General features: G+C 71.1%; 19 protein-coding genes and 1 tRNA gene. 12 read left to right on the top strand and 8 right to left on the bottom strand.

The features are described 5' to 3' along the window. Nucleotides 1-536 precede the first annotated feature (536 nt). From CCN33_RS09155 to CCN33_RS09110, 10 genes are all read left to right on the top strand, one after another. Nucleotides 537-1,505 (top strand): complex I subunit 1/NuoH family protein, encoded by a 969-nt coding sequence (locus tag CCN33_RS09155; protein WP_086693031.1) that lies wholly within the window; start codon nt 537-539, stop codon nt 1,503-1,505. After that, nucleotides 1,505-2,077: a NuoI/complex I 23 kDa subunit family protein gene (locus CCN33_RS09150; protein WP_086693029.1), complete on the top strand. Its 573-nt coding sequence runs from the start codon at nt 1,505-1,507 to the stop codon at nt 2,075-2,077. The genes CCN33_RS09155 and CCN33_RS09150 overlap by 1 nt, the downstream gene beginning before the upstream one ends. Then, nucleotides 2,074-2,676 carry an NADH-quinone oxidoreductase subunit J family protein gene (locus tag CCN33_RS09145; protein WP_086693027.1) on the top strand — a complete coding sequence of 201 codons (603 nt, stop codon included), beginning with the start codon at nt 2,074-2,076 and terminating at the stop codon, nt 2,674-2,676. The genes CCN33_RS09150 and CCN33_RS09145 overlap by 4 nt, the downstream gene beginning before the upstream one ends. After that, nucleotides 2,676-3,056: an NADH-quinone oxidoreductase subunit NuoK gene (gene nuoK / locus CCN33_RS09140; RefSeq protein ID WP_086693025.1), complete on the top strand. Its 381-nt coding sequence runs from the start codon at nt 2,676-2,678 to the stop codon at nt 3,054-3,056. Before CCN33_RS09145 ends, nuoK begins: the two co-directional genes overlap by 1 nt. Then, nucleotides 3,053-5,047, top strand: coding sequence for an NADH-quinone oxidoreductase subunit 5 family protein (locus CCN33_RS09135; protein WP_086693023.1), 1,995 nt, complete (start codon nt 3,053-3,055; stop codon nt 5,045-5,047). Before nuoK ends, CCN33_RS09135 begins: the two co-directional genes overlap by 4 nt. 6 nt (nt 5,048-5,053) lie before the next feature. Beyond that, nucleotides 5,054-6,628 (top strand): complex I subunit 4 family protein, encoded by a 1,575-nt coding sequence (locus CCN33_RS09130; RefSeq protein WP_086693021.1) that lies wholly within the window; start codon nt 5,054-5,056, stop codon nt 6,626-6,628. Beyond that, nucleotides 6,625-8,172, top strand: a complete 1,548-nt coding sequence (locus tag CCN33_RS09125; protein ID WP_086693019.1) for an NADH-quinone oxidoreductase subunit N — start codon at nt 6,625-6,627, stop codon at nt 8,170-8,172. Before CCN33_RS09130 ends, CCN33_RS09125 begins: the two co-directional genes overlap by 4 nt. A gap of 145 nt (nt 8,173-8,317) precedes the next feature. After that, a complete protein-coding gene (gene htpX / locus CCN33_RS09120; protein ID WP_086693017.1) occupies nt 8,318-9,181 on the top strand; it encodes a zinc metalloprotease HtpX in 864 nt (287 codons plus the stop codon). Continuing rightward, entirely contained in the window at nt 9,178-9,576 is a 399-nt protein-coding gene (locus CCN33_RS09115) for a YccF domain-containing protein (RefSeq protein ID WP_086693015.1), read from the top strand. Before htpX ends, CCN33_RS09115 begins: the two co-directional genes overlap by 4 nt. 105 nt (nt 9,577-9,681) lie before the next feature. Beyond that, complete coding sequence (locus tag CCN33_RS09110) at nt 9,682-9,948, top strand: GlsB/YeaQ/YmgE family stress response membrane protein (RefSeq protein ID WP_031180890.1); 267 nt, start codon at nt 9,682-9,684, stop codon at nt 9,946-9,948. A 14-nt stretch (nt 9,949-9,962) separates the two neighbouring features. Here the strand turns inward: CCN33_RS09110 and CCN33_RS09105 are convergent, their stop codons facing one another. Continuing rightward, complete coding sequence (locus CCN33_RS09105) at nt 9,963-10,223, bottom strand: hypothetical protein (RefSeq protein WP_086693013.1); 261 nt, start codon at nt 10,221-10,223, stop codon at nt 9,963-9,965. A 70-nt stretch (nt 10,224-10,293) separates the two neighbouring features. After that, entirely contained in the window at nt 10,294-10,782 is a 489-nt protein-coding gene (locus tag CCN33_RS09100; protein WP_086693011.1) for a YajQ family cyclic di-GMP-binding protein, read from the bottom strand. A 193-nt stretch (nt 10,783-10,975) separates the two neighbouring features. On the opposite strand from CCN33_RS09100, the gene CCN33_RS09095 reads away from it, so the two are divergent. After that, nucleotides 10,976-11,057, top strand: a tRNA-Tyr gene (locus tag CCN33_RS09095). Between the two features lie 174 nt (nt 11,058-11,231). Here the strand turns inward: CCN33_RS09095 and CCN33_RS09090 are convergent. The 4 genes from CCN33_RS09090 to CCN33_RS09075 form a co-directional block, all read right to left on the bottom strand. After that, the gene (locus CCN33_RS09090; RefSeq protein ID WP_425275834.1) at nt 11,232-11,462 is read right to left on the bottom strand and encodes a site-specific integrase; all 231 of its coding nucleotides are present in this window, start codon (nt 11,460-11,462) and stop codon (nt 11,232-11,234) included. 206 nt (nt 11,463-11,668) lie between these two features. Beyond that, nucleotides 11,669-13,801, bottom strand: a complete 2,133-nt coding sequence (locus tag CCN33_RS09085) for a tetratricopeptide repeat protein (protein WP_086693009.1) — start codon at nt 13,799-13,801, stop codon at nt 11,669-11,671. After that, a complete protein-coding gene (locus CCN33_RS09080; RefSeq protein WP_086693007.1) occupies nt 13,798-14,208 on the bottom strand; it encodes a hypothetical protein in 411 nt (136 codons plus the stop codon). The genes CCN33_RS09085 and CCN33_RS09080 overlap by 4 nt, the downstream gene beginning before the upstream one ends. A gap of 231 nt (nt 14,209-14,439) precedes the next feature. Then, nucleotides 14,440-14,985 carry a lamin tail domain-containing protein gene (locus CCN33_RS09075; protein ID WP_244173734.1) on the bottom strand — a complete coding sequence of 182 codons (546 nt, stop codon included), beginning with the start codon at nt 14,983-14,985 and terminating at the stop codon, nt 14,440-14,442. Between the two features lie 348 nt (nt 14,986-15,333). On the opposite strand from CCN33_RS09075, the gene CCN33_RS09070 reads away from it, so the two are divergent. After that, nucleotides 15,334-15,546: a hypothetical protein gene (locus tag CCN33_RS09070; protein WP_086693003.1), complete on the top strand. Its 213-nt coding sequence runs from the start codon at nt 15,334-15,336 to the stop codon at nt 15,544-15,546. A 33-nt stretch (nt 15,547-15,579) separates the two neighbouring features. Here the strand turns inward: CCN33_RS09070 and CCN33_RS09065 are convergent, their stop codons facing one another. Together CCN33_RS09065 and CCN33_RS09060 are read right to left on the bottom strand one after the other, a co-directional pair. Then, nucleotides 15,580-16,236: an SDR family oxidoreductase gene (locus CCN33_RS09065; RefSeq protein WP_086693001.1), complete on the bottom strand. Its 657-nt coding sequence runs from the start codon at nt 16,234-16,236 to the stop codon at nt 15,580-15,582. 158 nt (nt 16,237-16,394) lie between these two features. Next, nucleotides 16,395-17,486, bottom strand: a 1,092-nt coding sequence (locus CCN33_RS09060; RefSeq protein WP_244173733.1) for an amidohydrolase family protein, incomplete at its 5' end; no start/stop codon positions are given.

Raw genomic sequence — 17,486 nt, 5'->3', positions numbered from 1 at the left:
AGTGCGAGTCAGGGGTCGGCGAGTCAAGCGGCTCCGGAGCCGGGGGCTGCTGTGCCTCGGCGGGCTCGGAGTGCCGGCGAGGGTTCGGTGAGTCAGAGTTCGGCGGAGCCGGGTGCCGGGGCTTCGCCGCGTCGGATGCGGAGTGCGAGTCAGGGGTCGGCCGGCCAGCGGTCTGAGGAGGGTGCGGAGGCCCCTGCCGAGACGCCGACCGAGGCACCCAGGGGGCCGCGCAGGTCGCGCAGCGCCTCGCAGGGATCAGCCTCGCAGCGAACCGGGACGCCCGAGCCTGCCGAGCCCTCGGTACCGGCAGAGCCGACCGAGCCTTCGGAACCGAGCGGACCGGCCGGGCCTGCCGAGCCCGCACAGCCGACCGAGCCGACCGAGCCGACGAAGCCGGCCGAGTCGGCGCGGCGTCGCAGCGCCGACGCGCCCTGGCATCACGCCCGTCCGGCCTTCGAGGAGGCCGACGAGCCGCCGAAGACATCCCCCGCTCCCGAGCCCACCGACACCCCCGACGACCCCGCAGGAGGCGCGCAGTGAACGACGTGCTGGACGTCGCCCTGCGACTCGTCGTCGTGTTCGTCGTGTTCCTGACGTTGCCGCTGGTCATCGGGCAGACCGAACACAAGGTGATGGCGCACATGCAGGGCCGCCTCGGCCCGATGTACGCGGGCGGCTTCCACGGCTGGGCCCAACTCGTCGCGGACGGTGTGAAGTTCGCGCAGAAGGAGGACGTGGTCCCGGCGGGAGCCGACCGCCGGGTCTTCCAGCTCGCCCCGGCCGTGGCCCTGTTGCCGTACCTCCTCGTACTGCTCGCCATCCCGATCGGCCCGAGCGCCGGTGCCGTGGGCCAAGTACTGGACGCCGGCATCTTCTTCGTGCTCGCGGTGATGGGCGTGGGCGTCCTCGGCTCGTTGATGGCGGGCTGGGCCAGCGCCAACAAGTTCTCCCTGCTCGGCGGCCTGCGCACCGCCGCCCAGTTGCTCGCCTACGAACTCCCGATGCTGCTCGCCGCCGCCTCCGTGGCGATGGCGGCCGGCACGGTGTCGCTGCCCGGCATCGTGACCGCCTTCCACTGGTGGTGGCTGCCCTGGCAGCTCACCGGCGCGGTGGTGTTCTTCGTCGCCGGACTCGCCGAGCTGCAACGGCCGCCGTTCGACATGCCGGTGGCCGACTCGGAGATCATCTTCGGCGCGTACACCGAGTACACCGGCCTGCGCTTCGCGCTGTTCCTGCTCGCGGAGTACGCGGGGATCGTCGTCCTGTGCGGTCTGACCACCGTGCTGTTCCTGGGCGGCTGGCACGGTCCCTGGGGTGCCGACGGGCTCGGCTGGGTGTGGACCCTGGTGAAGACCGCGATCCTCGCCTTCCTGGTGATCTGGCTCCGGGTCACCTACCCCCGGTTGCGCGAGGACCAGCTCCAGAAGCTGTCCTGGACCGTCCTCGTCCCGCTCGCTCTCGCCCAGATCGCCCTCACCGGCGTCGTCAAGGTGGTGACCGCCTGATGTCTCCCGTACCCGGCTCCGGCCTGGCCAAGGGCCTCGCCGTCACCCTCCGCACGATGACGAAGAAGACCGTCACCGAGCGCTATCCCGACGTCCAGCCCGACCTCCCGCCGCGCACCCGCGGGGTGATCGGCCTGTTCGAGGAGAACTGCACGGTCTGCATGCTCTGCGCCCGTGAGTGCCCCGACTGGTGCATCTACATCGACTCCCACAAGGAGACCGTCCCGGCCGCCGCCCCCGGCGGCCGCGAGCGCAGCCGGAACGTCCTCGACCGGTTCGCCATCGACTTCTCCCTCTGCATGTACTGCGGCATCTGCATCGAGGTCTGCCCCTTCGACGCGCTGTTCTGGTCCCCGGAGTTCGAGTACGCCGAGACCGACATCCGCGAACTGACCCACGAGCGCGACAAGCTCCGCGAGTGGATGTGGACCGTCCCGGCCCCGCCCGCGCTTGACCCGCACGCGGAGGAGCCGAAGGAGATCGCGGCCGCCCGCAAGAGCGCCGACAAACTGGCCGCCGCCCAGGCGGCCGAGCAGGCCGGCCGGAACCCGGACCAGGAGGGAGAGCAGTGAGCCTCGCCGCCACCGCCCCGCACGGCTTCCTGTCCCCGACCGGCGTCGAGATCGCGTTCCTCCTCGTCGGCCTGGTCACTTTCGGCGCCGCGCTGATCACCGTCACCACCCGGCAGCTGGTGCACGCCGCCCTGTGGCTGGTGGTCACCCTCGGCGGCCTGGCCGTCGAATACCTCCTGCTCACCGCCGAGTTCATCGCCTGGGTGCAGGTCCTCATCTACGTCGGCTCCGTCGTCGTCCTCCTCCTCTTCGGACTGATGCTCACGCGGGCCCCCATCGGCCGCTCCCCGGACGCCGATTCCGGCAACCGGCTGCCCGCGCTGGTCGTCGCCGTGGGTTCGGCGGGCGCGCTGGTCTGGGTGGTGACGGACGCGTTCCGCGCCACCTGGATCGACCTGGACGGCCCGGCCGCGGGCACCACCCGCGTCACCGGCGAGAGCCTCTTCCGGCACTGGGTGCTGCCCTTCGAGGCGCTGTCCGTCCTGCTCCTCGCGGCCCTGGTCGGCGCGATCGTGCTGTCCCGCAAGACCAAGGCCGAGCAGGCGGCCGGCGCCCCGAGCCCGGCCAGGACCTCCGGCGACAGGGAAGGCGTCCGCTGATGCACCTCGCCTACCCCGCCGTCCTCGCCGTCCTCCTGTTCTGCACCGGCCTCTACGGCGTCCTCGCCCGCCGCAACGCCATCCTGGTCCTGATGTCGGTCGAGCTGATGCTCAACGCCGTCAACCTCAACCTCGTCGCCTTCGACGTCTGGCTCAGCCGGGCCGCGAAGGACACCCTGCACTCCGGCCAGGCGCTGACCCTGTTCACCATCGCCATCGCGGCCGCCGAGATCGGCATCGGCCTGGCGATCGTCCTCGCCGTCTACCGCGACCGGGGCACCGCGGACATCGACAGGCTCCGCGACACCGCCGAGACCCCCGGCGTCGACCCCGACCACCCCGACGCCTCCGGGACCGAGAAGGCTGAGGCCACCGCGTGACCACCACCACCCTCGCCGCGCTCGTCCCGCTCCTGCCCTTCCTCGGCGCCGTCGCCGGACTCCTGCTGGGCCGCACCGCGCCCGGCTTCGTCCGCCCGCTCGCCGTGCTGCCGCCGCTGGCCTCGCTCGTGCTGGCCGCGCTGGTGGCGGCCCGCCAGGGCGGCGGCCGGGCCGTCGACGCGTACACCCTGCTGACACCCACCGGCTCGGTCCCCGTCGACCTGGCGCTCCACATCGACGGCTTCGCCGCGCTCGTCGCGATCCTGGTGGCCTTCGTGGCGACCTGCGTGCAGATCTACTCCACCGGCTACCTGCGCGACGACCCCCGCTACCCCTCCTACGCGGCCCTCGTCTCCCTCTTCACCTCCGCGATGCTCCTCGTCGTCTATTCCGGGGACCTGATCGTGCTGCTGGTCGGGTGGGAAGTCATGGGCATCTGCTCCTACTTCCTGGTCGGCCACTACTGGGGTACGCCCGAGGCCCGCGCCGCCTCCCTCAAGGCGTTCCTGGTCACCAAGCTCGGTGACGTCCCGTTCCTGATCGGCCTGTTCGCGCTCGGCACCGACGCCGGGTCCTTCCGCATCACCCGCGTCCTCGGCGCCGTGGCCAGCGGCGGACTCGGTCATCCCACCCTGATCGCCCTGCTGCTCCTCGCGGGCGTTGCGGGCAAGTCCGCGCAGTTCCCGCTGCACACCTGGCTTCCCGACGCGATGGCGGGTCCCACGCCCGTCTCCGCGCTGATCCACGCGGCCACCATGGTCGCCGCCGGTGTCTACTTCGTGGCCCGTCTCCTCCCCGTGTTCGAGGCGTCCGCCGCCGCGATGACGGTCCTCGCGGTGATGGCCGCCGTCACCATGCTGGGCTCCGGCCTCGCCGCGCTGGCCCAGGACGACATCAAGCGGGTCCTCGCCTACTCGACGATCGGCCAGCTCGGCTACATGACCGGTGCCCTCGCCGTCGGCGACCGCGGTGCCGCCGTCTTCCACCTCCTCTCCCACGGCGCCTTCAAGGCGCTGCTGTTCCTCGCCGCCGGAGCCGTCATCCACGCCGCCGGCACCAACTCGCTGGCCGCCATGTCCCGGATGAGCCACCTGCGCGACCGCGTCCCGGACGCCTTCTGGACCATGACCGTGGCCCTGCTCGCACTGGCCGCGATCCCTCCGTTCAGCGGGTTCTTCTCCAAGGAGTCCGTACTTGCCGCCGCCGAGCGCCTCGCCACCGGCCACCCCGGCCCGGCACCGGGCGCCGCCGGCTGGATCGTGCTCGTCGCCGCGCTCGCCACGGCCCTGCTCACCGCCGCCTACGCCACCCGGCTCTGGCTGCTGGCCTTCCGGGGCCGGGGCGCCGAGGCCCCCGATCACGGGCGCCAGCCGCTGACCATGACCGTGGTGCTCTGGGTGCTGGCCGTGCCCTCGCTGGCCTTCGGCGCGCTCGCCTACCGCACGCTGCCCGGCTGGTTCGACGGCCGGAGCCTCGCGCCCACCCTGCTCACCTCCGTCCTCGGCACCGGCCTCGCCGTGGTCGGTGGCCTGCTGGCCTACGGCGCCTGGCAGCGCGCCGCCGCGCGGGCGCCCCGCATCCCGCTGGGTGCCGTCGCCGCCCATCCGGAGGGCGACGCGGGTCTGGTCGAGGCCGAGGCCATCGCCGCCCACGAACCGGCGTACGGCGACATCGCTCAGGCCCCCGACCCGGCCGACCCCGGCCGCCTGCTGCTCGGCCCGCTGTACGGGCCCGCCGCCTCGGGTTTCCACCTGGACGCCGTGTACTCGGCGCTGTTCGTCCGCCCGGTCCTGGGCGCGGCGAGCCTGGTCCGCTTCCTGGACCGCGAGGTCGTCGACACCTACGTACGCGGCGCCGCCGCCCTGCCCCGGCTGCTCGGCGCGGCCGTACGGCGGGCGCAGACCGGCAATGTGCAGACCTATGTGAGCGCGCTGCTCGCCGGCACCGTCGTCCTGACGGTCGCCGTCCTCCTCGTCGCCTCGGGAGCGTGAGCGGGCGTGATCGGTATCAGCGAATCAGTGATGCAGTTCCTTCTGGCGTTCGTCGTCGCCGTGCCGCTCCTCGGCGCGGCCGCCGCCCTCCTGCCGGCCCCGCCCGGACTGAAGGGAAAGTCCCCCGACCAGGCCGTGCTCCGGCACGGCGTGACCGTGACCGGCGTGGTCCTCATCGCCGCGATCGTCCTGGCGCTCGGCCTCGACCACGACCATCCCTCGAAGATGCAGGCCACGACCGACATCAGCTGGATTCCCGCACTCCACGTGCGCATCCACCTCGGCATCGACGGCATCTCCCTCCCCCTTCTCCTCCTGACCGCGCTGCTGACCTTCCTCTGCGCGCTCTACTCCTACTTCAAGCCGCCCGCGGGGCCCTCCCCGAAGGCGTTCACCGCCCTGGTCCTGCTGCTCGAAGGGGGCACCCTCGCCTCCTTCGCCGTGCTCGACCTCGTCCTCTTCTTCCTGGCCTTCGAGACCGTGCTGATCCCGATGTACTTCCTCATCGCCCGCTGGGGCGGCGAGGGCCGGACCCGGGCCGCGTGGAAGTTCATCCTGTACACGCTGCTCGGCTCGGTGATCATGCTGCTCGGCCTGCTGCTGATCGGGATCAAGGCGGGCACTTTCGACATGGTGGCACTCGCCACTGACAACGGCCGGTCGCTGACCACGTCCGTGCAGGTCATCGCCGTTCTGGCGATCGGCATCGGGCTCGCGGTGAAGGCGCCGATGTGGCCCCTGCACAGCTGGCTGCCGGACGCCCACACCGCCGCCCCGACCGTCGGCTCGGTGCTGCTCGCCGGCGTCCTGCTGAAGATGGGCACGTACGGGTTCGTCCGCATCCTGCTCCCGGTCGCGCCCGACGGCTCCCGCGTCTTCGCCCCGTACCTCGCCGCGTTCGCCGTCGTCGGGATCATCTACGGGTCCCTGGCCTGCCTCTCCCTCGCCAGGCGGGGCGCCAAGGGCGACCTGAAGCGGCTGATCGCGTACTCCTCGGTCGGCCACATGGGCTTCGTGCTGCTCGGCATCTCCACCATGACCCCGACCGGCGTCAACGGCGCGCTCTTCGCCAACATCGCCCACGGCCTCATCACCGGCCTGCTGTTCTTCCTGGTCGGCGCCCTGAAGGACCGCACCGGCAGCACCGACCTCGACACCCTGGCCGCGCACAGCGGAGGCGCCCTCTACGGCCGGGCCCCGCGTCTCGGCGGGCTGCTCGCCTTCGGTGCCGTCGCCTCGCTCGGGCTGCCCGGACTCGCCGGGTTCTGGGGCGAGATGCTCGCGCTGTTCGGCGCGTTCCAGCCCGCCGCCGGGCTCAACCGGGCCGCCTACCTGGTCTTCCTGGCGATCGGCGCCTTCGGCACCCTGCTGACCGCCGCGTACCTGCTGGTCGTGGTCCGCCGCGTCTGCATGGGCGACCCGAACCAGGACCTGCCCGAACTCGCCGACGTACGCGGGTACGAGTTCGCCGCCTGGACGCCGCTCGTCGTCCTCACCGTCCTCGCCGGACTCTGGCCCAGGGCCCTGCTCGGCCTCAGCGACCCGGCCGTGCAGCAGCTCCTCGCAGGAGGCACCCGATGACCGCCCTGGCCCAGGCCACACCGGGACACCTGGCCGCACCGGCGGTGAACGCCCTGATCCAGTCCGTCGACTGGCTGGCCATCGCCCCGCCCGTCATCGTCGCCGTCACGGCCCTCGCCGTGCTCGTCACCGACCTGTTCCTGCCCGAGGCCCGCAAACCCCTCCTCGGCTGGTTCTCCGTCGCCGGCCTGGCCGCCGCCGGGCTCACGCTGCTGCCGCTCCTGGACGGCGACCGCGCCACCTTCTGCCTGACCGGCTCCACGCGCGCGTGCAGCTACACCGCCGACCACTTCACGGTCGTCATCCAGTGCCTGGTCCTCGGCGGCGCCCTGCTCGCGGCCCTGCTGTCCGTGACCGGCGTCCAGGACGACCGGCGGCGCGTCCCGGCCGGGGAGTTCTGGTTCCTGCTGCTCTCCTCGGCGGCCGGCGCCGCCCTGCTGCCCGCCTCCCGCGACCTCGCCACCCTGATCGTCGCCCTGGAGGTCGCCTCCCTGCCCGCCTTCGCCCTGGTGGGCATCCGGCACGGCGAGGCACGCTCGGCCGAGGCGGCCCTGAAGTTCTTCCTCTCCTCGGTCACCGCCACCGCCGTCAGCCTGATGGGCGTCAGCTTCGTCTACGCCGCCACCGGCACCCTGCACCTCACCGAGATCGCCCGCCGCCTGCCCCAGACGGACGGCCAGCTCCACACCCTCGTCCAGGCCGGCGTCGTCCTCACCCTGGTCGGCTTCGCCTTCAAGACCGCCGCCGTGCCCTTCCACTTCTGGGTCCCCGAGACCTATGTGGGCGCGCCGCTCCCGGTCGCCGCCTACCTCTCGGTCGTCGGCAAGGCGGTCGGCTTCTCCGGCCTGATCCTCGTCACCGTGATCGCCTTCCCGTCCTACGCCGACGTCTGGGGCCCCGCCCTCGCCGCCCTGGCCGCACTCACCATGACCGCGGGCAATGCCGGTGCCCTGCGGCAGCGGGCCACGCGCGCGTACAGCGCCGTACGCCTTCTCGCCTGGTCCTCCATCGGCCAGGCCGGCTACCTCCTGGTCCCGATCGCCGCCGCCGGGTACACGCGGGACGGCCAGAAGGCGATCGGCTCCACCGTCGCCTACGCCCTGATGTACGCCGCCGTGAACCTAGGCGCCTTCGCGGTGGCCGCCCTGGTGGGCCGTACGAGGCCGCTCAACCGGATCGCCGACTACCGGGGCCTGTACGCCACCAATCCCGTCACCGCCGTCCTCCTGGCCTTCTTCCTGCTCTGCCTGGCCGGACTCCCGCCGGGCGTGATCGGACTGTTCGCCAAGGTCACGGTGTTCTCGGCGGCCGTGGACGCCGGGCTCGGCTGGCTCGCCGTGGTCATGGCCGTCAACGTGGTGATCGCGCTCTACTACTACCTCCGGTGGACGTCCCTGCTGTTCCGCGCCCCCGAGGGCGAGCCCGTACGGCACCGCCTCCCCGCCCCGCTCACCGCCGCGCTCGCCCTCACGGCGGCCGCCGGCGTGGCCCTCTCGGGCGCACCCCAGCTGGTGCTGCGCTTCGCCGCCACGACCCTCTTCTGACGGGCGCGGCGGACCTCGCTCACTCGTACGGGTGTCCGCGCCACCACGCCCACCTGGGAACTCGCGGCCTTCGCCTGGCGTTGTCCTGATCGGGAGGGTCCACTGGACCGAAGGGTTCCCGCGCCGCACGATCGGGAGGGTCAGGGTGCACCGCCGGCACAACGGGCTCAGGACCGCAGTACTCCTCGGGGCACTGTCGGCGATCATCATCGTCATCGGCAGCTTCTTCGGCCGTACGGGGCTGATCGTCGCCGTCCTGGTCGCGCTCGGCACGAACGCGTACGCGTACTGGAACAGCGACAAACTGGCCCTGCGCGCGATGCGGGCGCGCCCGGTGAGCGAGTTCGAGGCGCCCGAGCTGTACCGGATCGTGCGCGAGCTGTCCACGCAGGCCCGCCAGCCCATGCCCCGGCTGTACATCTCGCCCACGGAGGCGCCCAACGCCTTCGCCACCGGCCGCAACCCCCGCCACGCGGCCGTCTGCTGCACCGAGGGCATCCTCCGCCTGCTCGACCCGCGGGAACTGCGCGGTGTCCTCGGCCATGAACTGAGCCATGTCTACAACCGGGACATCCTCATCTCGTCCGTGGCCGCCGCCCTCGCCTCGGTGATCATGTTCCTGGTCAACTTCGCGTGGCTGATCCCGGTCGGCCGCTCGGACGACGACGAGGGGCCCGGTCTGATCGGCATGCTGCTGACCATGCTCCTCGGCCCGCTCGCGGCCACCCTGATCCAGCTGGCCGTCAGCCGCTCCCGCGAGTACGAGGCGGACGCGTCCGGCGCCCAGCTCACCGGCGACCCGCTGGCCCTCGCGTCGGCGCTGCGCAAGCTGGAGAGCGGGACCCGGCAGCTCCCGCTGCCCCCGGAGCCGCGTATCGAGACCGCGAGCCACATGATGATCGCCAACCCGTTCCGGCCCGGCCAGGGACTGTCGCGGATGTTCTCCACGCACCCGCCCATGGCCGAGCGGATCGCCCGACTGGAGAAGATGGCAGGTCGAAACCGGTGAAGACCATTCTGAACATCATCTGGCTCGTCCTGAGCGGCTTCTGGCTGTTCCTCGGCTACCTGCTCGCCGGCGTGCTGCTCTGCGTCACGATCATCGGCATCCCCTTCGGGATCGCCGCCTTCCGCATCGCCGTCTACGCCCTGTGGCCCTTCGGGTACACCACCGTCGAGCGCCGGGACGCGGGCGCGCCCTCGTGCGTCGGCAATGTGCTCTGGCTGGTGCTGGCGGGGTGGTGGCTGGCCCTGGCCCACATCACCACGGGCATCGCCCTGTGCCTGACGATCATCGGCATCCCGTTCGGCATCGCCAACTTCAAGCTGATCCCGGTCTCGCTGCTCCCGCTGGGCCGGGAGATCGTCCGCACCGACGAGCCGTTCGGCGCGCGCGTCGCCTGAGGCAACCGGAACCCGCCCGCACGGCGTCCTGGCAGGGGACAGGGCACACCGGCTTCTTACGGAGCGCGGGTGTGCGGACGCGGCGGGGAAGGGCAGGTTCCTGGCATGAGCATTCTCGGTTGGATCATCCTGGGCCTGCTGGCCGGAGCCATCGCCAAGCTGCTGCTGCCGGGCCGTGACCCGGGCGGCTTCCTCGGCACGACTCTGATCGGCATCGCGGGCGCGTTCCTCGGCGGCTGGATCTCGTCACGCTGGCTGGACCACCCGGTCTCGAAGCACTTCTACGACGGAGCCACGTGGGCGGCCGCGATCGGCGGCTCGCTGGTGCTGCTGATCCTCTACCGGGTGATCTTCGGCAACTCGCGCGACTAGCGCTCTGCGGCGGGTCAGTCCTCGGAGCGGCGCTCGCTGCGATGCGTGCCGCGGGCCAGCTCCTGGAGGATCTCGTGCTCGGACCGCCCCGTCGTACGGGCCAGCGTGTGCAGCAGCGCCGCGCACAGGGCCGCCGTACCGTCCAGCAACGTGTCCGTCGCCCCGGGGTCCTCGCGCCGCCGCTCCTCCAGATACTCCGTCAGGAGCTCGTCCCCGGAGACGTAGGCAGTCATGAACTCGATGCCGGTGCGCACGCGGTCGTAGTCACTGCTCATGCCGGAACGATCGCACATACCGAGCCCCGCCGCCGGGGAAGCCGGGGCGGGGCGGGGTGCGCGGCCGGTACTACCGGTAGTTCACGAACTGGAGCGCGAAGTCGAAGTCCTTGCCCTTGAGCAGGGCGATGACGGTCTGGAGGTCGTCGCGGCTCTTGGAGCTGACGCGCAACTCCTCCCCCTGGACCTGCGCCTTGACGCCCTTGGGGCCCTCGTCGCGGATGATCTTCGCCACCTTCTTGGCGTTGTCCTGGGAGATGCCCTCCTCGATGGACGCGAAGATCTTGTACTCCTTGCCGGACAGCTGGGGCTCGCCCGCGTCCAGCGCCTTCAGCGAGATGCCCCGCTTGATCAGCTTGGACTCGAAGACGTCGAGCACGGCCTTCACCCGGTCCTCGGAGTTGGCCTCCATGAGGATCTTCTCGCCGGACCACGAGATCGAGGCGCCCACGCCCTTGAAGTCGTAGCGCTGCGAGATCTCCTTGGCGGTCTGGTTGAGGGCGTTGTCGACCTCCTGCCGCTCGACCTTCGAGACGATGTCGAAACTGGAGTCGGCCATGTCCTGTGGCTCCTTGCATCGGGGGCGGAACGGGGTGCGGACCGTCCGGCCGCACCGCATCCGCCCCAGCCTAGCCACCCCCGGCCCCCGAGGACGGCGATCAACCGGGTGGCGGAGCACCCCCGCGCATCAGGTATTGTTTACGTCGTTGCCAGGGAGCACCGCCAAGGCGGGCCCCCTTACAACAACCCCCGGCGGTGTGCCCGAGCGGCCAAAGGGAGCAGACTGTAAATCTGCCGGCTCAGCCTTCCCAGGTTCGAATCCTGGCGCCGCCACACTGGGGAAAACCCCCTCCGACCAGCCATTACGGCAGGTCGGAGGGGGTTTCTTCGTTCCCGGTGCCCGTTCGAATCCTCGCGGACAGACGCGGACGTGTCTCACTCAGTCCCGCCCGAATCCCATCTCTGATCAGTGCGTGTCCCCCAGGTGTCCCCCGGGGGAGAGCATGATCACTCCGGTTCGTTCCACTCCCGGAGGGTCGCGTCGATCCGGCTGTTCGCCCGCTCCCGAGTCTGGTCGAGCACGTTGGCGTACACCTTGTGCAGCACCGCGATGCTGTGCCCTGGGCGGCGGGCGCACTCCATGGCGTCCACTTTGGAGCTGAGCCAGAAGGAGACCCCGGCGTGCCGTAGGTCGTAGGGGCGGCGGGCGAGCAGTGAGGCTGTCTCTGGGTCGGTCACGGTGGAGTGAGGGAGGTGGACGACGACCGCCAGTGGCCAATGACGACCAGGGGGCCGGCAGAGGGCCACGGCCCCGTTGTCACGTCTGCGCTGCGCGGCAAGATTCACGTATGCAGCCACATCCACAACAGTCCCTGGTCGGTCACAGCCGGCGAGAGCGACGTCGGGGCTCTCTCTATTTTCCGGCACGCGAGGCCTGCGCGATGTCAGCGTTCACTCTGCGCGCCCTGATATTTCTTCAAGAGCTCCTTCGAACTCAGTGTCCAAGGGTGTTGTGATCCGAGTACCCTCGTCCGGCCTCCCACGAGTTGTTCTGCATGCTCGATTGCCTCCGCATGCTGACCCAAGTCCCAGAGGGTTCTGCTCAATGTGAGCTGATTATTCAGCGTGATGGGGTAATCGGGTCCGAAGCGTCGCACGTTGCTTTCAAAAGCGGAGAGGGCGTATGGCAGTGCGTCGGCTGACTGCCCTGCGCGTTGAAGCGCGAACGCAAGGTCGAGTTCGGCTATGAGCGTGATGGTGTGGCTTTCACCGAGTTCGCGACGGCAGTCCTCGATCAGGGTGGATCCCACTGCCAACTCGGTCGGTTTCGTAGCCGTTTCCACAAGGGACGACCGTGCGAGGAGTGCGAGAGGATGCGTGGACCCAAAAAGTTGGATTCTTTTCTCTGTCGCTCGCTGGATTAGCTGGATTCCCTCCTGCTGTCGGCCAAGATTGATGAGGGGGCTGGCCATTTTTAGGTAAGTCGTCAAAGTGTCCGGAGCGTCAGGTCCTAGCGTTCTTATGCAGACTTCCAGCACGCTTCTGTACAGAGCTTCGGACTCTTCGAATCGGCCCAGCCGAAAGAGCGCCCGTCCGATTCGGTGGCGCAGCCTGATAAGCAGAACGTTGTCTTCGTCCAACTGGGTACTGAGAAGGTCCACCACATTGTTGCTCAAGCTGAGTGCGGAAGCGAAGTCGCCAGTCCTGTGAACAGCCGTGGCAAGCCGAAGGGCGCACTCCGCCGAAGCTTCCACTGTCGTTCGACTGACTTCCCAGTCGGCCGCTTTTCGCAGCAGTGCGAGCACATGTGGTGCGAGCATGCTTACCCGGGGGTCCTGCGGCCCTCGGTCAGGCACCTCGGGCAGGAGAGCCAGGCACAGGCGGGCGGCCGTGGCTGAGAGCGACTCGCGCTGGTCGGCGGGTGTTGCGCGGGCCACGCTGTTGAGGAGCACGCCGTGGGTGCGCAGACCGCGTATGTCTCCCGGCACCAGCTCAGTGAGCGAGTGATCGATAAGTCCGCGGAGAGCCGATTCGACATGCGAGGCCGGCAGTGCCGGGCCAAGTTCCGCACCGAGCAGAACCGATAGCGGCAGCGGGTCGCTGGACCAGCAGGCGAGCAGGCGCAGAAGGTGGGCAGCTTCAGGCAGACCTTGTGCAGCGAGGGCGTCCAGGGAGAACTGCCAGGTGCGGCTGGGCAGACGGCGGGGATCCTCACCGATGGCCGCGGCCCCTTGTTCGATGAATTCGATGGGATCCAGACCCGTGCTGCCGTCGAGTCGGCGGCCGTAGTCGGCGAGGCTCCACGGGTCGATCACCTGATGAGCCAGGAATCCGCCCGCGAGGGTGAGCGCCAGAGGTAGCCGTCCCAGGCGGTCGGCCACCTCGGCGGCGTCGTCAATCGAGCCGGCGTGTGGTGCGAGGTCGCGGAGTACGAGGGCGGCTTCTTCACGGGGGAGTACACCGAACTGGAGCAAGTCCGCCCCGGGCCACCAGTGAGCTGCTGCTTGCCGGGTGGTGACGACGACGGTGCCGGTGGGGCTGGTGCGCAGCCAGCCGCCGTCGCGGAGGATGGCGGGGTCGTCGGCGTTGTCGAGGACCAGGAGCCAGGGCTGGTCGGAGTGGTCGAGGTAGTGCCATACAAGGTCGGCAGCGGGGCGTAGTCCGCTGCGTGCTCCCATCAGCTCGCCGTCGCTCGCTCCACGGTCGGCTGCGACGGCGAGCATGCCCGCACGCAGAGAGGTCGGGTCGGAAGCGTTGACCCACAGTCCGAGCCGGCCAGCCCGGTTGGTGGCGTGATGGAAGAGCGTGTAGGCGACGGCGGTCTTGCCGCAGCCGCCCAGACCATGGAGGACGTAGACGCGGTTGCCGACGCCGGGTTCGACGGCGGCGCGCAGGCGGTCCATCTCCCCGACGCGGTCACGGAGTACTACGGGGGCGCGGCCGACCGATGGGCGGCGCACGGAGTCCGGCCCCGACCAGTCGGGGACGTGGTGGTGGTGTTCGGTGATGTGCTGGTCGCCTGAGGCTTGGTAGACGCGGCCCTGGCCTTCCGCCCGGGCGTCGTTGCCGCCGTTCATCGGGGGCCGAAGTTCTGGTCGCGGCCGGCCTGGTAGACCCGGGCGTGGCCGGAGGCGGTCGCGTGCTGCGTCACCGATGGCGCTGCGTGCGGGCGCGGGTCCAATTCGTCAAGCAGCGTCCGCAGTGCGGCGGTCTCTTCCGGATGGGCTACGAGCAGTCGCCGCAGGCGGCCCTGCCATTCGGCACTCAGCTCGTCGCGGGATACGAGATCGCCACTGGCCTGAGCGGCCAGCAGGTCGCCCCGGGTCACGTCGAGTTCGGCAGAGATCGCGTCGGCCCGGCCCGGCTCGGCGCGACGCCACAGCGAGGCGACACCGTCTCTGGCGCGTTGCCACGCTTCGGTCGTCAATAAGGTGACCAGGGTTGTCCCTGCTGTTCCTGCCAGCATGGCCATTTCCGGATCCACGAACCCGCCCCCTCCAGTCCGTTGCTACCTGTTGCCACAGAGTAGCCAGCACACCTGGCGACTGCACGATCGCGTAAATCCCCTCAAGTTTGTGGACGAGCTCCACCCAGCCAGGAGTATGACGAGTGGTCGGCGCTACCCAGACGTCCCCCGGAGAGACAACCGGCGCGGCCCCCCGGAGGGGTCCGCGCCGGTTGTGATGAGTCCGGGGCCGCCCGTCAGGGCGCCGGGTCAGCGGCGGTGGTCGTGGCCGCGGCCGTGGTGGTCGCGGCCGTCGTGGTCGCGGCCGTTGTGGTCGCGGTTGTCGTCCCAGCGCTGGCCGCGCTCGCCCCACGTCACGCTGTCGATGAAGCGGCGCTCGTCGTTGCGGAGGGTGGCGGTGTCGCGGCGGTTGTCCCAGACGTAGTCGCGGCGGTCCTGGAAGAGGTCGTCGGCGGTGTCGCGGCCGACGCCCGTGTGGACGCGGACGGTCTCGTGGCCGCCGAGGGTGAAGCGGCGGAAGGTGTAGGTGATCCCGCGCCGGTCCTCCGTCAGCCTCCAGCCGTCCAGGTTCACGCGGTGGCGGGAGTTGTTGGTGATCTCGACCCACTCGCGGTTGAGGGAGCGGTTGGAGCCGTTGTCCCAGCCGGGGGAGTCGTACTGCACGCGGCTGATCTCGACGTTGTCGCGGTAGGAGCGGTCCGCGGCGGTGGCCGGCAGGGCCGCCGCTCCGACCAGCGCCCCGGCAGCGAGAGCGGCGGCGGCCAGGCGACGGGCGGTCACGGAAGACGAAGGCACAGAGTCTCCTGCAAGGTGCGGGCACCCGCCCACGGGACGACCGGGGGCGGAAAACGTGCGGTGTGCGGATGGCGACCTGCTGGCCGCGCAGACACCACTTTGACGGGATGCGGAGGACATGTGGTGGAAACGTGAACTGTGTTACCTGCCGACCATGTTTCTGTGACTCTTGGCTGTAACGTCCATTCATAGGAAGAATGCACCAAGTTGACGCCCCGAAAGGGGCAGAGCCCTTGTGATCACTGGGCCAAGTCCTCGTTTCGCCAGGCCACGCCACCCCGGCCACCCCGCGCCCGTCACCCGAAAGTGAGTAACAGCCCTGTCGGACCCGCAGGGCACACTGGTCCCATGTCCGCGCGCCGCAGAACCTGTCCCGTGTGCCACCGCGAGATCGCCGTCGTCGCCGGCCGCTTCGCGCGCCACGACCCGCCCGGCGCGCGGGAGAGCCAGGAGATGGTCTCCTGTGCGGGCTCCCGGCAGCACGCCCAGATCGGCGCCGCCCAGCCCACGCTGGACGGCTATGTCATCCCCGACTTCCCCGGCCAGCTCCCGTTGTTCTGAACGGAACGGGAGCAGAGCCCCGCTGAGGTCGCCTCAGTTCCCCGCGACCGCCTTCACGGCCACCGCCACCGGCACCGACCCCTCGATCAGCTCCAGCGTCAGCCCCGCCGTCGACGAGGACTCCACCAGTTCCGCCAGCACGGCCGCCACGTCGTCCCGCGGGACCTTGCCCCGCCCGGTGTGCGCCGCCAGCTTGACCAGCCCCGTGCCCGGCTCGTCCGTCAGCGAACCGGGGCGCAGGATCGTCCAGTCGAGGGCGTCCTGCGCGGCGATGTACGCGTCCGCCTCGCCCTTGGCCCGCAGGTACACGTCGAAGACCTCGTCGCCGGGGTGATGGGGGTCCGCGCCCATCGAGGACACCACCACGAACCGGCGCGCCCCGGCCCGCACCGCCGCGTCGGCGAACAGCACCGCCGCGCCCTTGTCCACCGTCTCCTTGCGTTCCTTGCTGCTGCCCGGACCCGCGCCGGCCGCGAACACGGCGGCGTCTGCGCCCCTGAGCGCCTCCGCTACCTCCTCCACCGACGCGGACTCCAGGTCCAGCAGCACCGGGTCGGCACCGGCCGCCCGCAGATCCGCCGCCTGTTCCGGCTTGCGGATGATGCCCGCGACCTCGTCCCCGCGCGCCGAGAGCCGCCGCTCCAGCCGCAGCGCGATATGACCATGACCTCCGGCGATGACAATGCGCATGATTACGACCGTACGCCCGCCGCGACCCATCCGCCCCACGAGCGGGCCCCGCCCGGGGAACGTCCCCCCGGAGGGCCACGGCGCACGACGGCAACCGGGGGCGCACACGCCACCCTCCCGTGCCACGGGTGGGCCAACTCGCCGTAGATAAAACGCTGTTACGACAGTCTCTTGCGGCCCTGCCGGGGGAGACCCCGCTCCGCCTCGGTCCCTGAGTCGCCGTACTCCCGCACCGCGCTGGTCCGGGCCACCACCCGCCCCCGGTGCACGACGATCCTGCTGTACGCCAGCGACAGCGCCCCCGCCAGCTCCGCCCCGCGCACCGCCAGCAGCTCCGCGGGGAACCCCGCCTCCACCCGTACCTCCGGCAGTCCCAGCACCGCCCGCGCCGACGCGCTCACCGTGTCGTAGGCGTCGGCCGGGCGCATCCCGTGGACGGAGGCGAGGAGGTACGCCGCCTCCAGGGGGTCGCCCCGGCCCACCGGGTTGGCCAGGTCCCGCAGGGCGCCGCTGCCCGCCGCGACGCGCACCCCGGCGGCGCGCAGCAGCCGTACCGGCGCGGTGCCCCGGCGCTCGGTGCCGGCGCAGCCGCCCTGCGGGAGGCAGACCACCGCGATCCCGGCGGCCGCGAGCCGGTCCGCGACGCGGTGCGCGGTCTCGGCGGGCAGCCGGGCGAGGGCCGCGCACGGGCCGAGGGTCACGCCGGGGCGCAGGCCCCCCGCCATCGCCGCGAGCCGGGAAAGGCGGGCCGAGTCCGCCGCGTCGGTGTGCAGATCGACCGGGCAGCCCTGCTCGGCGGCGACCTCCAGCACCGCCTCCGCGTAGCCGATGGGATCGGGGTCCAGGTCGGGGCAGCCGCCCACCACGTCGGCGCCCATCTTCACCGCGTCCCGCAGCATCGCCAGCCCGTCCGCACCGGCGACCCCGGTCAGCAGCCTGGGCATCGCCACCGTGGTCAGCTCCGCGAGCCCGCGCAGCGAACGGCGGGCCTGGAGCACCGCCTCCAGTGCGCCGAGCCCCTGCACGTCGCCGACGCGCACCTGGGCCCGTACCGCCGTGGCGCCATGGCCGAGCTGGAGCAGGGTCGCCTCGGTCACTCTGCGTTGCACCTCCTCGGGTGCGGCCGAAGGCGGGCCGGGGGAGTCGGCGGTGAGGCAGGTGTCGCCGTGGGCGTGCGGCTCGGCGGCGGCCGGGAGCAGCAGGTAGCCGCGCAGGTCCACCCGGGCCGCACCGGCGCGGGCCGGCCCGCG

Source organism: Streptomyces recifensis, assembly GCF_002154615.1.
Lineage (GTDB): Bacteria > Actinomycetota > Actinomycetes > Streptomycetales > Streptomycetaceae > Streptomyces > Streptomyces griseoluteus.
The sequence above is the reverse complement of the archived record's forward strand: the minus strand, read 5'-3'. Positions and strand labels throughout refer to the sequence as shown.